Annotated in this window: 14 protein-coding genes; 9 read left to right on the top strand and 5 right to left on the bottom strand. The window is 68.0% G+C overall.

Annotation, left to right across the window (positions count from 1 at the left end):
• Window positions 1–67: 67 nt before the first annotated feature.
• Window positions 68–679: a tectonin domain-containing protein gene (locus tag QHF85_RS20315; RefSeq protein WP_281328897.1), complete on the top strand. Its 612-nt coding sequence runs from the start codon at window positions 68–70 to the stop codon at window positions 677–679.
• Between the two features lie 106 nt (window positions 680–785).
• Window positions 786–1,895, top strand: coding sequence for a hypothetical protein (locus QHF85_RS20310; protein ID WP_281328896.1), 1,110 nt, complete (start codon window positions 786–788; stop codon window positions 1,893–1,895).
• 35 nt (window positions 1,896–1,930) lie between these two features.
• Here the strand turns inward: QHF85_RS20310 and QHF85_RS20305 are convergent, their stop codons facing one another.
• Window positions 1,931–2,566: a hypothetical protein gene (locus tag QHF85_RS20305; RefSeq protein WP_281328895.1), complete on the bottom strand. Its 636-nt coding sequence runs from the start codon at window positions 2,564–2,566 to the stop codon at window positions 1,931–1,933.
• A 246-nt stretch (window positions 2,567–2,812) separates the two neighbouring features.
• Window positions 2,813–3,481, bottom strand: a complete 669-nt coding sequence (locus QHF85_RS20300) for a hypothetical protein (protein WP_281328894.1) — start codon at window positions 3,479–3,481, stop codon at window positions 2,813–2,815.
• A gap of 557 nt (window positions 3,482–4,038) precedes the next feature.
• Between QHF85_RS20300 and QHF85_RS20295 the strand changes: the two genes are divergently transcribed.
• Window positions 4,039–4,578, top strand: a complete 540-nt coding sequence (locus QHF85_RS20295) for a GNAT family N-acetyltransferase (RefSeq protein WP_281328893.1) — start codon at window positions 4,039–4,041, stop codon at window positions 4,576–4,578.
• A gap of 6 nt (window positions 4,579–4,584) precedes the next feature.
• Here QHF85_RS20295 and QHF85_RS20290 read toward each other — a convergent pair whose 3' ends face one another.
• The 3 genes from QHF85_RS20290 to QHF85_RS20280 all read right to left on the bottom strand — a co-directional run bounded on the left by QHF85_RS20290 (window position 4,585) and on the right by QHF85_RS20280 (window position 6,685).
• Window positions 4,585–5,046: a hypothetical protein gene (locus QHF85_RS20290; protein ID WP_281328892.1), complete on the bottom strand. Its 462-nt coding sequence runs from the start codon at window positions 5,044–5,046 to the stop codon at window positions 4,585–4,587.
• A 198-nt stretch (window positions 5,047–5,244) separates the two neighbouring features.
• Window positions 5,245–5,694: an STAS/SEC14 domain-containing protein gene (locus tag QHF85_RS20285; protein ID WP_281328891.1), complete on the bottom strand. Its 450-nt coding sequence runs from the start codon at window positions 5,692–5,694 to the stop codon at window positions 5,245–5,247.
• A 103-nt stretch (window positions 5,695–5,797) separates the two neighbouring features.
• The gene (locus QHF85_RS20280) at window positions 5,798–6,685 is read right to left on the bottom strand and encodes an archaemetzincin (protein ID WP_281328890.1); all 888 of its coding nucleotides are present in this window, start codon (window positions 6,683–6,685) and stop codon (window positions 5,798–5,800) included.
• Between the two features lie 267 nt (window positions 6,686–6,952).
• Between QHF85_RS20280 and QHF85_RS20275 the strand changes: the two genes are divergently transcribed.
• The 6 genes from QHF85_RS20275 (at window position 6,953) to QHF85_RS20250 (ending at window position 16,266) form a co-directional block, all read left to right on the top strand.
• A complete protein-coding gene (locus QHF85_RS20275) occupies window positions 6,953–7,801 on the top strand; it encodes a hypothetical protein (RefSeq protein ID WP_281328889.1) in 849 nt (282 codons plus the stop codon).
• A gap of 85 nt (window positions 7,802–7,886) precedes the next feature.
• Complete coding sequence (locus QHF85_RS20270; RefSeq protein WP_281328888.1) at window positions 7,887–9,605, top strand: hypothetical protein; 1,719 nt, start codon at window positions 7,887–7,889, stop codon at window positions 9,603–9,605.
• A gap of 78 nt (window positions 9,606–9,683) precedes the next feature.
• A complete protein-coding gene (locus QHF85_RS20265) occupies window positions 9,684–10,070 on the top strand; it encodes a hypothetical protein (RefSeq protein ID WP_281328887.1) in 387 nt (128 codons plus the stop codon).
• An 82-nt stretch (window positions 10,071–10,152) separates the two neighbouring features.
• Window positions 10,153–12,501 (top strand): type VI secretion system tip protein TssI/VgrG, encoded by a 2,349-nt coding sequence (tssI, locus tag QHF85_RS20260; RefSeq protein ID WP_281328886.1) that lies wholly within the window; start codon window positions 10,153–10,155, stop codon window positions 12,499–12,501.
• 28 nt (window positions 12,502–12,529) lie between these two features.
• Window positions 12,530–15,214 carry a DUF2169 domain-containing protein gene (locus QHF85_RS20255; protein ID WP_281328885.1) on the top strand — a complete coding sequence of 895 codons (2,685 nt, stop codon included), beginning with the start codon at window positions 12,530–12,532 and terminating at the stop codon, window positions 15,212–15,214.
• Window positions 15,211–16,266, top strand: coding sequence for a pentapeptide repeat-containing protein (locus QHF85_RS20250; protein WP_281328884.1), 1,056 nt, complete (start codon window positions 15,211–15,213; stop codon window positions 16,264–16,266). Before QHF85_RS20255 ends, QHF85_RS20250 begins: the two co-directional genes overlap by 4 nt.
• The last annotated feature ends 16 nt before the right edge of the window (window positions 16,267–16,282 follow it).

Raw genomic sequence — 16,282 nt, 5'->3', positions numbered from 1 at the left:
GCCCTGGCCCGGGAGGGCATTCCCAAAACCATTTCGACGACACTCCTCGAACACGGAGACCCATTCCATGATTCTGGGCCTGGGAACGGACAACACCCTCTTGTTGAAGAAGACCGTGCAGGCGCCGTGGGAGAAGCTCGGTTCCCGGCCTCCGCCCCTCGTGGCCATGATCGTCCTGGGCAACGGCGTCATCCTGGGCGTCGGCAAGGACACCACGCTCTGGAAGCAGGACCTGAGTGGGACCTACAAACAGATTCCCAATAGCCAGGGGCTGAAGGGCGGGGCCGTCCGGGGTCGACTCCTCCTCGGCCTCGGCGTGGACAACATGCTCTACGAGCGCAGCTCCTTCAGCCTCTCGACCTCCTGGGGCAAAATTGCCAACACTGGCGATGTGATTTCGCTCGCGGTAATGCCGGACAAGAAGTTGCTCGGCGTCGGCACGGACAACCTGCTCTACACCCGGAGCTCCCCCGCCGCCGCCGCCCCCTGGGTCCAGGTGCCCGGCAGCGGCGCCGTGAAGTCCGTCGCGGTGACCCCGGACGGGACCCTCGTCGGTGTCGGTATGGACAACGTGCTCTACACCCGCGCCACCCTCACGAGCCCCTGGGTCCAGGTGCCTGGCAGCGGTCCGGTGGTGAGCGTCGCAGCGTATCCGTTCGCCTGCGATGCCACCGGATGAACCGAGGGATGCCCACGCAGGGGTGCCACGGCTTCACCATGACCCACCCTTCGGCACGGCGTCTCGCCGCTCGCAAAAGGGTGCAGACATGTTAGGTGTGCCCGCCGTGGCTCACCCGATCCTACGTCGACTGCGCGTCACCCTTTACACGCGTGCGCCCGAGGTCTTCGCCTCCGAGCTATCGGAGCGCTTCCAGCAGCTCCGGAGCGCCGGGATGGTGGACGGGCGCGTCCTGCCGGCCGGCGAGGTGCGCGCGCTCCTCGACGCGCTGACGTCGCTTGCAAGCGAAGCCATCCCCTCGCTCACCCGGCGCAACCCGAGCGTGGCGCTCGACGTCGTCGAGGTCGCAGAGCTCACCTCGCTACGCGCCGGCGTGGAGCAGGCGCTCGTGGCTCGGGCCCCCCACCTCGGCCCCTTGCTCGAAATCTTCGGGGCGCGCCCGGCGGCGCGGCAGTACCGGCTTTCCACCTGGCTCACCGACTTCGTGGCGGCGACGGGACGGCTCCGCGGGATCTCCCTCGACGATTTCGTGGACACGGTCGGCGAAGACCTGGAGCCGTGGGTCAACTACGACATTCGAAAGGAACGATGGCGGTTCTACGAGAGCGGCTCCGAGCAGGTGTGGCGGGTGCTCTCCGCCATCAGCGACGACTACGACCTCGCCAGGCACGAGGGGAAGTGCTGGGTTCTGAGCCTCGAATGCCTGGACGCGGCCTCCTGGGATGAGCTGCCGAAGATGCTCGGCCTGCCAAAGGACGCGCGCTTGGACGCCGCGTTCCGCGCCCGAGGGGAGAGCGTAGACGAGATGCTGGCCCACGATCTCGTCGACCTCTGCAATGCCCGCGCCCACGCGCTGGGGTGCGAGCTGCGCCTGTTCCACGTCGAGAACGACGGAGGCCACTACCTCTTCGTGGCGCTGCCGCCTCTGGCCTGCAAGTCCGCGGTGGAGCGTGGACTCCTCGAGGTCACGCCCCATGTGCCGCCCATGCTGACGAGGCCGCGCTGGTCGCTGTGGCTCGCCGGCGTGGCGCTGCTCGCCGGCGTGCTCGCTCTCGCCTACGCTCTCTACCCGGCCGCACGCACGTCAATCGAAGCCGTTGGCCTCTTGGGTCCTCTGTTCCTCGCGATCAACCTGGGGAACCAATGGATCCGCCGCACCTTCGCCACGCGCTTTCCAGCGGTGGCGCGCGCGCTCCAATCGCTGCGAGAGGGGTGAGGCGAAACCCGCGGCCCCTTCCCCGACGCTCCTTCTCAGGGCACCGCCCACATGCAGCGGTCGTTGGCCAGCGAGCAGATCATGCCATCCGGGCACGTCTTGCCCCCGCTGCAATCGAGGGTGCAGGTCGGCGGTTGGTCCTCGGTGCCGCACGTCGGCACCGCGTTGCCCGTCGCCGGGACGGGGCACGTTTTGTCGGCCGAGCAATACGGCACGCAGACCGACTCCTTCTCGTCGCCCAGCTGCGTGACCATGCAGATGACCACCTCGGGCGGACAGTTGACACCGACGGAGAACCCGTCCCCACAAGAGGTGATGTCCGAGCCATAAGGATCTCCGCCGGGGCCGCCGCTGTCGTGGCACACCGTCGAGCAGGTCATCCATTCCAACGAGCAGACCTCCTGATTGCAGCCGGCGACGCAAGTAAGGTACGCCTCGTCCGCCTCGGCGCAGTTCGCGAGACACTGCTCAGGGGTGATGTCCACCTCGCACGTGGCGAGGTCCTGACAGAGCTTCTCGCAGATGCTGCCAGAACCGCTGCCGGTGCTCGCGCTGCTCGTGCTCCCTGTGCCGCCCGCGCCGCCCGTGCCCGATGTGCCGCCAGGGTCATCGCCGCAACCGAGGACGATCACCGGGACGAGCACGAGCGCAATCTTCGATAGAATGTTCATGATAAGGCTCTTGGGTTGTTGCGGATGACGTAAGAAAGAAGGAGCGCGACAGCTCGGTTGGAGCGTGCTTGTACTCCGGCGAGGGCGCCGCGCCGGTCGCACGTTTGCGTTTTCCGTTCGCGTGGTTGCGACAGGCGGGAGGGCTCGGTACGAATTCGCTTGCCGATGGCCGGCCCCGCCAGCCGCTCCAGCGACGCCGTGAATCCGGAAGCAGCCTGCGAGCGTTGCCGGGAGCGGCGCTCGCGATCATTGCGGAGGCAGCGGAACGGGCGGCCGGAGGGGCTGGCTTTCCCGCAGCCGCCCGCAGAGCGCCCCGCGTGTTTGAGCACGCTCGCAAATCTCCAGGAGAATCTCGAGCTCGTCGCACGCGGTCAGCGCCCCCCGCCCGCACGCTTCGCCGATCGTCTCGACCGCCCGCACCTCCGTGCGCGGGTCGAACGAGAGCCCCGATCCATACATCCAGCACCCGCAGACCGGGTCTCGCTCGCAGGCCGCTCCGAGCCTGGCGTCGATCATCGCTCGATCGTCGGCCGTCGCCTCCTTTTTCGAGGCGAGCGTGAGGCAACCCCAGGCAAACTCCTTCCCGCACGTCCTCCGCAGGAGCTCCATGCCCCGCGCCGGCTCGCCGCCCTCGTTCGGGTGCTTCACGTGCCACTGCGCGAGGCTCACGCAGGCCGCCATGTCCCCGTCGCCGCAGCTTGCCTCGCACGCTTTGGGGTCCGTGCTCGCGCAATCGTCGCTCGGGAGCGGGCACTCCACGATCTCGACGCCGGGCCGCGGGCGAAAGGGAAGACGCTTCTCGTCGGCGGTTGCTTTCGCGGCGGGAGGTCGAGGGCCCCCGCCGCATGCCGCCGCGAGGCCCCCGAGCGCAAGGGCGAGCAGCACGGTCCCACGGAGCGGCGAGATGGGCTTCACGAGTGCTTTTTATCGTTCCATGGGGAATACGTCGAGCGTATCCGTGCGCGCGCCCGACCGCGTTTGTGCGACCTCTCGGCCGCTTCCGCTTCCAAAATGGACCCCGCGCACGCCGACTCGTCTCCGCGCCCCTTCCAAGGTGACCTCCGCGCGCGCCGACCTGTCTCCGCGCCCCTTCCAAGGTGACCTCCGCGCGCGCCGACCTGTCTCCGCGCCCCTTCCAAGGTGACGTCCGCGCGCGCCGACCTGTCTCCGCGCCCCTTCCAAGCCCACCCCCGAGCACGCCGACCTGTCTCCGCGCCCCTTCCAAGGTGACCTCCGCGCGCGCCGACCTCGCGTTGCGCCCCTTCCGAGCCCACCTCCGCGCATGCCGACGCGTCTTCGCGCCCCTTCCAAGCCCATCCCCGCACGCGCGGACCCCTCTTCGCATTCAAAGCGGTACGGGACAGCGCAATGTCTCCCTCGGCGGAGGCCCTGAGCTGACCGAGCGCGTTGTGACGATGCGCGCGGGCATCCAGGCTCGGCAGAGACACACCTTTCGAGCTAGGCTCCCGCCCATGCCTCCGCCCATCACCTTCCGCGCCCTCGCCGAGGCCGACCTCCCCTTGCTTCACACCTGGCTCTCGCGGCCCCACGTCGTCGAATGGTGGGAGCCCACGCCGACCTTCGACGACGTCCGCGCCGAGTATCTCCCGTGCCTCGCCGACGACGCCACCCTGCCGCTCGACGCGCCGGCCGGCGTCATCCCGTATCTCGCGTGCGAGGACGGCGAGCCGTTCGGGTTCATCCAGGCCTATCGCGTCATGGCGGGCCAGGCCGAGGGCTGGTGGCCGGACGAGACCGACCCGTATGCCCTCGGCATCGACCAGCTCATCGGTGACCCCGACCGGATCGGCAAGGGCCTCGGCACCCGCATGATCCGCGCGTTTCTCGAATTCCTCTTCGCCGATCCGCGCGTGACCAAGGTGCAGACCGATCCGGACCCGACGAATGCACGCGCGGTGGCTTGTTATCGCAAGGCGGGCTTCCGCGACGTCGGGAGGGTCGAGACGCTGGACGGTCCGGCGCTCTTGATGATCGCGGTGCGCCGCGCCTGAGCCCGATCAATTGCAGCACTGGCTCGTATTCGTGGCAAAGCAGTTTCCTTCGTAATAGTAGCCCGACTTCAGTCGCTCCTTGCCCTGCCACCAGCAGCCCAGGTCATATCCGCACATCGTGCATTTGCCGACGTCGATCCCGGACGCGTTCGTGAACGCGGCCCGCAGCGCTTCGAGCTCCGCCTGCCCCTCGGGGGAGTCGTCCTTCACGCGGACCCATTGGCCCTGACCACAGCGCGTGGGATCCGTCGCTTCCTCGGCCGAGATCTCCAGGCCGTCTTCGGTCGGGCGGCTCGTCGGCAGGCCACGCGAGAGCTCGAAGACCTCGTCGATCGTGATCCGAGGCGCGGCGACGAGCGCGGTCTCCTCGGCCTCGGGCGCGGCGAGCTCGGCGTCGTCCACCGTCTCCGTCGTGCAAGCCAGGAGCGACATCGAAGCGACCATCGAAACGAACATCCAGTTGCGCATGAGAACCTCCGCTTTCGCGAGGGAGCTTCAGCAGGCGCCGTGCCAAGCCCTCCCGACGCGGAGAAACGCGTGATTTCCGCGGCGTTGATGCGCGCGTTGGATCGGACGACCCACGCGCCTGCGCGCGCGATCGATCAGGTGATCGATCAAGGGATCGATCCGTCGATCCATCGATCGATTTCTCGCCGCGCAGATACGCTACAGCTCTTTTCCGGCCGCCGCTCCGGCGCTCGCGTGGGGGCTCGGGTGCGCGCGCCGTTCGGCCTCGATCCACGCGCGCGCCTCGCGCTCGTCCGTGAGGAAGGCGAACGGGACGTGCGTCTCGTGGCGCCAGAAGAGCCGCACGGCCTTGAGGGCGAGCGTCGCGAGGACCCGCTGCGGAAAACTGCCGCCGATGAGCACGATCCCACGCAGGAGCGCGCGAGCGTCCCGCTCGGAGAGCAGGCGGCGGGCTTCCGGCGCGATGCCGTCGAGGTGCGTGAGGTCGACGAGCCAGAACACGGGGCCCTCCCGGGCACGAAGCTCGATCTCGTCGAATGCGGCCGCGAACTCGTCGCGCGAGATGGGGCCCACGGCGCGCGTGTGCAGCAGGTCGGGGGGCTCGAACCGGTTCTGGTGCGCGCCGACGTGCTGCCAGGTGTCGTCCATGCCGGGAAAGCACCATCCTCGTTCCCGGCACGAGCGCAAGTCCATCCGGCGTCCGGGGGCTGCTCGTCAGCGGCTTCCGCGTGGGTCGGCTTTCCTTGATGCGTCAATCCCGGATTTCCCGCAGTCGCTCGGCGACCCAGGCGGCCTCGTCGTCGAGGCCCGCGCGCTCGTAGAATCGCTGCAATGCATCGTACCGCGAGACCACGTCGAATCGGATCGAGTGCTGCAATTTGCGCAGGCATATCGGGCAGACGTGCAGCGGGCGCGCGTCGGCCTCCTCGATGTGGTTCGAGCCGTTCATGAGGCACAGGAAGTAAACGCAGTGCGCGAGGCCGAACATGTGCCCGACTTCGTGCAGCAGCACCTTGATCATGCGGCGGAGAATGCGCGTTTCGTCGCCGGGGCCGAACGGCTCGTCGTCGAAGGTCGGATCGTAGCGCGCGAAGCTGAAGAGGCCGACCCGGTGGCGCGGGCTGGCGATGCCAAACACGAAATTCCACGCTTCATCGGGGTAGAGATCCTCGCCGGTGATGGCCGCGAGCGCAAACACGTCCGGGGGCAATCGTCGCTTCAGGTAGGTGAGGATGTGCGGCGTGTAGAGCTGGACCTTGCCGGTGTGCTCGTTGATGCGCGTCCGCATGCCGACGTCCGCGAGCGCGACGCGCGGGAGCAGGCGCGCAGGGAGGGCATAAAAAGCTTCGAGGGCGTCGCGGAGGAGCCCGGGCCGCGGAATGCCGGGGCGCGCCGGCACGCCGAGCGGCAGGAGCGCGAGCGTGCGGCGAGCTTCCTCGGGGACGAGCGGCTTCTCTGCGATGAAATCAGCGTACTTCTGGCCGCGCTCGGGGTGGCACGCGAGCCAGTCGTTCTCGGCCGGCGCGGGCATCGGCTCGAAGCCCGACCCCGAGAGCGCGCGGCGGAGCGGGGGCGAGACGGCCGCGAGAGGGCCGAGCGCGACGATCTGAGCCGGGGTGAGGCGAGGAGGTGCGGTCATCGAGCGCCAGGAAGAGGCTACACGAGGCCCCGATTGGGACAACCCCCCGGCGGGCCGATGGCGCGCGTATGGAGCAGATCAGACGCCTCGAAACGATGGCGGTGCGCGTCGACGCGCTTCCAGGTATCATCCATGCCGACCCCACGTCCAGCCATCGTTCCCGGCACGAGCGCAAGCCCATCGGGGATGAGCTCCATGAATGAAATGAAGCATTCTGCCTTTTTTTTCGCACGCCACCTCGTTCCCATCGCCGCCGCACTCGCCTCCGTGCCCCCGACGCGAGCCTCGTGGCTCCTCGCAGGCGCGGCGCTCGTGAGCGCCGGGATTCCGGGGAGCGCCGGCCAGGTGGTGAACGCTGCTTCGTCCGGCAAGCCCGTCGATCGAGGCGCCCTCTACCGCTTGCTCGGCGCCTCCGCCGTGACGCTCGCGCTCGGCGCCGTGGGGTTTTTCCAGGTGCCCGACGCTTCGGCCGTGGCCGTTCCCACGGCGGTCCTGGGGCTCGTCGCGCTCGGCGCCTCCGTGCTCGGGTGGAGCGGCGGACCGTCGCTCGCCGAGACGGCCGCGGAGGCGGCGCCCACGCCGGAGGAGCAGGCGATCCTGTACCCACACGGCGGGGTCCCCATCGGCGAGCCGACCCAGCTCAGCGGGCACCAGCAATGGGAGCGGGACCGGGTCGTCGAGCAGGTGAACACGCGCGGCCAGGTCGCCGCCGTCGGGTACGTCGTGGGGCTCGTGATCGAGTCGTCCGCCGCGCTCTTCGCGGCGATGGTGTTCGCCGCGATCATGGTCGCCTCCGGGGCGCCGTCGTTCTGGGCCTGGGAAGGGGCCGGCGCGTTTGCGCTCGCGCTCGGCGCTGCGGGCGCCGCCGTCGCGCGCATTTCTTCTCCCGACCAGGGGGAGGAGCCTCTCCTGGCGTTCGGCGGCGTGCTGCTCATCGCCTTCGTGGCGATCGCAATCGCGGTGGCGAACGGCTGGACCGTCATGCTCGCGGGCGCCCCGATGGTCGTGCTCTCGATGCTCGTCACCATCATCCGGCCCGCGCGCCATCGCCGCGTGGTGGACGTGATTTTCTGCCTCGTCGCGATTGCGACGGGCGTGGGGGTCGCCTTCTTCTGAGGCATCCGGCCTGACCTTTGCTCGAGCCGCGCGCACCCCGCGATTCGGGCTTGCTTCGAGCTCAAAGGTTCAGGAACATGTCTCCATGCGTACCCTTGCCTTCACGGGATTGCTTTTCGTCTCGTCCTCGCTCCTCGCCTGCGGCGGGGGAGGCTCGCCCGGTAGCGGCGCGGGCCCCGGCGATCCAAAAACCGACCCCGCGCTCGACGCGGTGATCCAGAAGGGCCTGACCGCGTTCCGCAAGCCGGGCGTCCGGGGCGCTTGCGCCGGCTGTCATTCGCCGGACGGGATCGACATCGCGGCCATCGATTACGACGAGGCCACGATTCGCCGCAGGGCCGAGGCGGATCAGGTGGGCGCCGAGGAGACGGACGCGATCGTGGCGATGATCGACGCGCTCAGGAAAAAGCACGCGATCGTCCCGGTCTCGAGGACCGCCTTCCGACCGTTCCAGCCGGGCGGGGAGGTCCTCGGCGAGCTGCCGCCCGAGGGCGAAATGGATTCGTACGAGCGCCGCGAGGCGCGCGACCGCGTCTTCCTCGCGTCCCTCGAAGCGCAAAAGCTCAAGGTCCTCGACGGCACCGTCGACAGCATCGAAAAAGCCGAGGCCGTGGCGGACGAGCTCGACGCGATCGACCTGCGCGAGCTGCGCGTGGGCATCCCGTTCGATCGCTGGTCGGAGGATCCCTTCAACACGCCGGCGGGCCTCGCGCCTTTCGAGAGCGTGGCCGAGTGGGTCCCCTGGCTCGCGCAGCGGCCGATCCTGGGGATGGACGAGGACTGGTACGCGATCGTCGACGAATACCTCGCCGATCCGGCCGACGAGGCGAAGTTCTGGCGGTTCTACGACGCGATCGACGAGATGACCGAGCCCGACGCGTGGAACGGCGGCGCCGACGAGCCCGGGATCGCGTGGATGCGCGAGAAATGGAAGAGCGTGCAGATCGCGCAGCACATGCTCTTCCGCAGGAAGACGAACGAATACCCGGACGTGTGGCACGGGTCCGAGCCGCCGAGCGCGTCGTCGGGGCCCACGGAGTCGGCGAGGAACCGCGCCATCGATCGCAACCCGATCTGGCACGTGGGGGACATCATCCGCGTGAACCCCTTGCATTGCACGGGCGCGAGCACCTGCATCAAGCTGCCCGACTTCGCCGACGTGCCCGAGGACGAGGACGTGCGCGAGCTCCAGACCGACGTGATCCAGCAATCGTGGTTCTGGACCGCGTGGGAGTACGACGCGCCCCTGCTCATCGCCGGCAACGGGATCCCCTCGATCGACGGCGATTATTTCCTGTCGACGCTCTTGAATCGTTATGCGATCCATCACGGCTTCCTCCTGGCGAAGGGCATGGTCGCGAAGGCGCGCGCGCCGCTCGGCTGGCTCAACGCGAAGGCGCCGGACCGCGATCGGAACAAGGAGGACTACAATTCCGCCGGCCACGGCAAATGGGCGAGCCCGCGGCCGTTCCTCCTCACGCGCCAGCTCGAAGGGACGCGGCACGTCGTGGCGGATCCGGCGCGGCAGCCGGCGCATACGCGCATGGTCACGAACGCGATCCGGATGGGGCTCTACCTGATGAAAAAGGAGCTCGACGCGCCGAACGCGACGATCTTCGACAAGGAGAGCACGATCAAGAAGCTCGAGATCCTGAAGAGCTGGTTCCACGACGGGGAGTGGGACGATCCGCTCTACAACACCGGCATCGACCCGCTGATCGACGAGCTCGTGACGAAGGCCGCGGCCGCGCAGGAAATCAAGGACCCGAGCATTCAGTTCCCCGACGCGAGCGACATCCGGTAGCGCGAAGGGGTCGTTGGGACACGTAACGCTTGTGCGGGCGCGCGCGCGCCTGTACTTTACCCGCCCATAGGTGACGGGATGAGCATCAAGCAGATCTGGATGATCGTGGGCCCGGTCCTCTTGCTCGCCTTTTTCATCTGGGCCGTGCGGGATTTCGGCAAGTTCAACGCGAAGCGCGAGCGCGTCTTCCGCGAGGGCCTCCGCGGCGAGGGCACGATCGTCGGCGTGGCCGACGGCCTCGCGCGCAGAGGGTACGACCGCGAGGTGGTGCTCACGCTCGACGTCGCCTTGCCGGGACGGCCCGTGTTCCGGGCGGAGGCGCGCGTCTTCGCGGGCCAGGTCAAGGCCCGCGAGCTCGTGGCGGGGGCCCGCCTGCCCGTGCTCGTCGATCCGGTCGACGGTTCGCGCGTAGTGGTCGATCCGGCCACGGGGCTCGCGACATCGGATCTTTCTCTCCCGCGTTGAACGGCTCGATCCCGCTGCGCATATCGGTTATGCTGACGCCTCCTTGGGGCCCGCCGGGCCTCCTCGCTTGAAGGAACAGACCATGTCCGACCTCATCACGTTTTCCTCGAGCGGCTTGCCGGACGACGTCCGCGTGGTGGGCTTCCGCGGGCGCGAGTGGATCTCACGGCCCTATCGATTCGAGATCTTCCTCGTCACGAAGAGCGACGACGGCGAGGGCGTCGACCTTGGCGACGCGCTCGGCGCCAAGGCGCAAATCGTGCTCGACCGCGACGACGACCGGCTGCCTCCGTACGTCTTCGCGGGGGTCCTCGCGGGGATCGAGCTCTTGCACGAATCCGACGGGCAGGCGCTGCTCCGCGCGACGATGGTCCCGCGCCTCTGGGAGCTCTCGCTCGCGCGGCACAGCCGGGTCTTCACGAACATGAGCGTCCCGGAGATCCTCCAGGCGGTGCTCGAAGAGAACGGCATCTCCGGCGACGCGCTGGAGCTTCGGCTCGGCAGCTACGAGAAGGAAGCGCACGTCTGCCAGTACCGCGAGACCGACCTCGATTTCATCTCGCGATGGATGGAGCGCGAGGGCATTTATTATTTCTTCGACCACGCCGATGGGGGCGAGAAGCTCGTGCTCTGCGACAACAAGTCGTACGACGACGAGCCGCTCGGCATGCCGGTGCGGTATTACCCGCAGACGGGCGCGGACCGGAGCGCGCGCGCCTCGTTCCGCTCGTTCCGCAGCGCCCACGTCTCGCTGCCGGCCTCCGTGAAGCTCAGGGATTACGACGACACCCGGCCGAGCCTCGACGTCTCGGGCAAGGCCACCATTTCCAACCAGGGCTCGGCCGAGGTCGTCCAGTATGGGGACCGGTTCTTCACGCCCGGGGCCGGCGCGCGCCTCGCGAAGGTGCGCGCCGAGGAGTACAAGGCGCGCCAGATCGTGTTCCAGGCGGCGGGGACGCGCACGCACCTCCACGCGGGCAAGGCGTTCGAGGTCGAGGACCACCCGCGCGCGAAGTTCAACGACCGTTACCTCGCGGTCGAGGTGTCGCATCACGCGAACCAGGCCGCAGGGAACTCCCATTTCCGCCAGATCATCGATCTGCCGCACGACGAGGTGTACTTCGTGGAGGTCCTCGCGATCCCGGCGGACGTGCAGTTCCGGGCGGAGTCGCGCGCGCCGTGGCCGCGCATCCACGGCTTCGAGAATGGCGTCGTCGACGGCCCGGCCGAGAGCGAATACGCGCAGATCGACGACATGGGCCGGTACAAGGTCAAGCTCCATTTCGACGAGGGCACCGGCAAGGACGGCAAGGCGTCGACGTACGTGCGCATGATGCAGCCCCATGGCGGCGGCATCGAAGGCTTCCATTTCCCGCTGCGCAAGGGCACCGAGGTCATCGTGAGCTTCCTCGGCGGCGATCCCGATCGCCCCGTCATCTCGGGCGTCGTGCCGAACGCGGTCACGCCGAGCCCGGTCACGAGCGGCAATCACACGCTGAACGTCGTCCAGACGGGCGGCCGCAATCGCTGGGAGCTCGAGGACAAGGCGGGCCAGCAGCGCATCACGATGTCGACGCCCTACGCGAACACGTACATTCGCATGGGCTCGCCGAACGACGACCACGAGATGATCCTGAAGACGGATCAGCGCGGCCTCTGGCACACGTGTCAATCGACCGATCACATCGTCGGCACGTGGCAGAACATCGAGGTCGGCACGTACCAGACCGAGGACATCGGCTCGTATTACCAGATGCACGTCGGCGGTTACAAGCAGGAGACCGTCGATGGGTACGTGAAGGAAGTGTACGGCTCGACGAAGAACGAGGACGTGACCGGCAAGGTCACCGAGAAATGGCCCGAGCAGGAGACGACGGTCGCGGGGCTGCGCAAGCAGCACGTGGGCACGCTCGACGTGGACGTCGACAACGACTCGACGCTCGACATCGGCGGCAACCAGACGATCAACGTGACGGGCAATCGCTCGCTCAACGTGACGGGCAGCCGCAACGACGTCGTCGTGGGCGACGTGACGGTGAACTACTCCCAGAACTACACGCAGACCGTCATTGCGAACATGAACGTCACCGTCAACGCGAACCGGACGGAGATCGTTCAGGGCGCGGAAGAGGGCGTCTTCAGCGGTCCCGAGTTCAAGGTGAAGGTCGGTCCGATGGGCGAGTACGTGCTCATCAACAAGAACGAGGGCGTCATCGGGCTCCACACGGAGATGAACATCGGCGGCAAGGTCGAGCTCTTCGTCGGCGCCAAGGTCGCGCTGCTCGCCGCGGCGAACTTCGAGATCGGGGCGTCGATCACGTTCGACGCGGTCCCCTTCAAGTGCAAGGCGGTCCAGACGAAGGCGGAGGCGATCATGAACTGGGTCGGCTGCAATGCGATCAACATCCTCTCCGGGATGAAGATCATCTGAGCGCCGATCCTTTCGTGCGAGGTCTCCCTTGAAGATCGTCAAACCGCAGCGTCTCGGTCTCCTGACGCATACCTTCGAGAACGACGGGCAGGCGTTCTTCGTGCTCACGGCGATGGCGTATTTCGCCTTCGACGCGCCGGACAAACTCCTGCACGAGGTCGCGCTCTGGACGATGATCCCCGAGGAGCTCGGCGCGGATACGCCGTTCGACACGGGGATGACGAAGGCGCGCGGCGAGGTGGTCGTGACGGGCAAGGCCCACGCGCCCGCCGGCGCGAAGGTCCCGGCGCGCGCCGTGAAGCTCCGTGTCTTGCGCGGCGAGCGCGCGATCGTCGACAAGGAGCTTTACGTCATCGGTGACCGGCGCTGGGAGCTCGGGGGGCCGAGCGCGCCCGAGCCCTTCACCGAGATGCCCGTCTCCTGGGACCGCGCCTTCGGCGGCGCCGGGTTCGAATGGAACCCGATCGGCAAGGGGTTCGCCCCGACAGACGTCCACGGAAAACAGGTCCACCTCCTGCCGAACCTGGAGGACCCGAAGCGCCTCATCACGAAAAAAGGCGACAGGCCCCAGCCCGTCGGCTTCGGCCCCGTCGACCAGACCTGGCCGCAGCGAATGCGCAAGGCGGGCACGTACGACGAGCAGTGGCTCGAGACGCGTTTTCCTGGCGTCGCGGCCGACATCGATTGGACGTTTTACAACGTCGCGCCCGAGGATCAGCAGATCGACAAGTATTTCACGGGGGGCGAGGTCTTCGAGGTGCACGGCATGCACCCGGAGCGCCCGACGTCCACCGTGCGTCTGCCCGAGCTGCGCGCCCGGCTCTTCATCGTGCAGCGGACGAAGGACGGCGGCGAGGAGCTGCGCGAGGCCGCGTCGCGGCTCGACACGGTGTGGATCTTCCCGAACAAGGAGCGCGCCGTCGCCATTTTCCGCGGGGTCCTCGAGATCGCGGAGGACGACGCGGCCGACGTGCTGCACGTCATTGCGGCCTTCGAACGCCCCGGCGAGGCGCGGCCCACGTCGCATTACCTGTCCGTGCTGGAGAAACGCAAGGACAAGAAGCGCGGGGCCATGTACGCGCTCGTCGACGCCGACCTCATGCCGACATTGCCGGAGGGCGAGGAGGCGCCCTCCGACGAGGACTGGAACGAGATGGTCGCGGTCGCGAGGACCGACGGCCTCATGCAGAAGCGACTCGAGGCGCGGGCGGACAAACAGGTCGCGGAGATGCGCGCGGCGATCGTCCGGGCGGGGCTCGACCCGTCGGAGCTCGACGCGAAGATGGCGCAGAAGCGCGAGCCGCCGCCGAAGGACGTGAACGAGCTCGTCGCGGTCTTCGATCGCGCCGAGAAGGAGGCCGAGGAGGCCCGCAAGCAGGCCGACACGTCGATGGCCGAGCTCGAGGCAAACGCGCGCCGGGCGCTCGGCGCCATCGGGACCGATCTCGACGCCGCGAAAGAGAAGCACAAGGGGAAGGGGGGCGGGCCGCCGGAGCTCAAGGCGGAAAAGGAGCTCGAGCGGCTGCGCGACATGGTCCAGCTCGGCAAGAATGCCGGCGCGCCGATGACCGAGATGGAGGCGAGGCTCGCGAATCCGGAGTTCATCGCGGCGCTCCACGACGCCGAACAGCGCCTCTTCGATGCGTATCGGAAGTACACCCACCTCTTCTTGCCGGCCGAGGGCCTCGACGAGGAGGCGAGCCGGAGGCTGCGCGCGGAGCTCGAAGCGGCGCGCGCCAAGGGCGAGAGTTTGGCCGGGCGTGATCTCACGGGCGCCGATCTCTCGGGGATCGATCTCTCCGGGGCGAATCTCCAGCGCGCGCTGCTCGAAAAGGCAAACCTCACGGGTGCGAACCTGAGCGGCGCGGACCTCACGGACGCGACGCTCGCGCGGGCCACGCTCGACAAGGCAGACCTCTCTGGCGCGAAGCTCCGCGGCACGAACCTCGGCCAGGCGCGGCTCCGGGAGGCCCGGTTCGAGGGCGGGGTCGATTTCACGGGCGCCGTGTTCTACCAGGCCGATCTCGGCGGCGCGAAGCTCGGCGGCGCGTCGTTCGTCTCCGCGCAGCTCCTCGAGACGAAGTTCGAGGGCGCCGATTTCAGCGGGGCGAAGCTCGACAAGGCGCTGTTCTTGAAATCGAGCCTCGCGAATGCGATCTTCGTGAATGCGTCGCTCGTCGAGGCGATCTTCCTCGAGGTCGGGCTCGACGGGGCGAGGTTCGCCGCGGCGACGCTCACGGACGCGACGTTCGTGAAGGCGAAGGGAGAAGGCGTCACGTTCGCGGGCGCGAGCCTGCACGGGGCGCGCATCGTGCTCGAATGCGCATTTCCGCAGGTCGATTTCCGCGGGGCGCGGTTCCGGCGCACGTGCATGCGCGGCGTGTCCTTCCCGGGGGCCGATTTCACGGGGGCCGAGATGCCGGAGGTCGATCTCTCCGAGTGTGATCTCACGGGCGCGAAGATGCGCGGCGTTCTGGCAGACGGGAGCCTGTTCATCCGGACGGACCTTTCGAATGCGGATCTCGTGGCCGCGAGCCTGAAGATGGCGATCTTGCAGAAGGCGAAGCTCCACGGCACGGATCTCCGGGGCGCGAACCTGTTCCGGAGCGACATGGCCAAGGTGAAGCTCGACGCGAAGACGAACGTGAAGGACGCCCTCGTCACGCAGGCCCGCGTGGTCCCCGAGCGGCGCAAGCGGGAGGGGACGTCGTGAACCGCGAAGAGCTGTTGCGCCACATCGAGGACGTGGACGTCGTGGCGAAGGTCTTTCTCTCCGGGGAAGACCTCTCCGGGATCGACCTCTCCGGCGCCATCTTCGAGAACGTGAAGTTCGTCGGGGCGAACCTCTCCGGGGCGAACCTCAAGGAGGCCGCGTTCCTCGGCTGCGATTTCGCGAACGCGAACCTCGGGTCGGCGTCGGCGCGGCACGCGATCTTCAACGAGTGTGATCTGCCGGCGGCGAACCTCGACGGGGCGGACCTCACGGCGACGAAGTTCCATGCGTCGAACCTCGAGGAGGCCTCGCTGCGCGGGGCGAAGCTCGTCGCGACCACGTTCGTGGACACCAAGCTCGAAGACGCGTCGTTCGCGGGCTCGACGCTCGACAAGGCGAACATCCTGAGCTCCAGCACGGCGCGTATCTCGTTCGAGGGCGCGATCCTCGAGCGCGCCAACGTGCTTCATTGTGATCTCTCGAAGGCGAAGCTTTCGGGCGTCCGCTTTCACATGGCGGTTTTGATCGGCTGCGACCTGTCCGGACAATCCCTCGCGGGCCTCGACCTCGCGAAGACGCAGTTCATGGACGCGAATCTGAAGGGGGCCGATCTCTCGAAGGCGCGCTGCAACAACTGCAATTTCAAGGGCGCGAACCTGGAGGAGGCCAAGCTCGACGGCGCGCGGCTCGAGCAGGCGCTCTTCGCGGAGGCGAAGATGGCGAAGGCGAGCCTGCGCGGCGCGAACTTGAGCCAGGCCATGCTCGTCGACCTCGACGCGCCCGGGGCCGATTTCCGCGACGCGAAGGCGCAGATGTCGGTCTGGCAGAAATCACGCCTCATCGGCGCGATGTTCCAGGGCGCCGAGCTCACGTATGCGGATTTTTCGTACGCCGACCTGAGCGCCGCGGTGTTCCAGGGCGCCTCGATGTTCCGGGCGCGTTTCCACCGCGTGAAAGAGGAAGCGACCGTGTTCGGGCCGGGCCGCGCGGTCGCGCTCGGCGACGACGCGGAGCTCGCGAGAGCAGAAGATTTCAAGTCGCCTCATCGATGATCGGAGAGCGAGAGCC

The organism is Polyangium sp. 6x1, from assembly GCF_029946515.1.
In the GTDB taxonomy this organism is placed as follows: Bacteria; Myxococcota_A; Polyangia; order Polyangiales; family Polyangiaceae; genus Polyangium.
The sequence above is the reverse complement of the archived record's forward strand: the minus strand, read 5'-3'. Positions and strand labels throughout refer to the sequence as shown.

Coding starts and splice junctions, on each gene's coding strand:
- QHF85_RS20315 (WP_281328897.1), top strand. CDS start 68: ATGATTCTGGGCCTGGGAACGGACAACACCCTCTTGTTGAAGAAGACC.
- QHF85_RS20305 (WP_281328895.1), bottom strand. CDS start 2,566: ATGAACATTCTATCGAAGATTGCGCTCGTGCTCGTCCCGGTGATCGTC.
- QHF85_RS20295 (WP_281328893.1), top strand. CDS start 4,039: ATGCCTCCGCCCATCACCTTCCGCGCCCTCGCCGAGGCCGACCTCCCC.
- QHF85_RS20290 (WP_281328892.1), bottom strand. CDS start 5,046: ATGCGCAACTGGATGTTCGTTTCGATGGTCGCTTCGATGTCGCTCCTG.
- QHF85_RS20285 (WP_281328891.1), bottom strand. CDS start 5,694: ATGGACGACACCTGGCAGCACGTCGGCGCGCACCAGAACCGGTTCGAG.
- QHF85_RS20280 (WP_281328890.1), bottom strand. CDS start 6,685: ATGACCGCACCTCCTCGCCTCACCCCGGCTCAGATCGTCGCGCTCGGC.
- QHF85_RS20270 (WP_281328888.1), top strand. CDS start 7,887: ATGCGTACCCTTGCCTTCACGGGATTGCTTTTCGTCTCGTCCTCGCTC.
- QHF85_RS20265 (WP_281328887.1), top strand. CDS start 9,684: ATGAGCATCAAGCAGATCTGGATGATCGTGGGCCCGGTCCTCTTGCTC.
- tssI (WP_281328886.1), top strand. CDS start 10,153: ATGTCCGACCTCATCACGTTTTCCTCGAGCGGCTTGCCGGACGACGTC.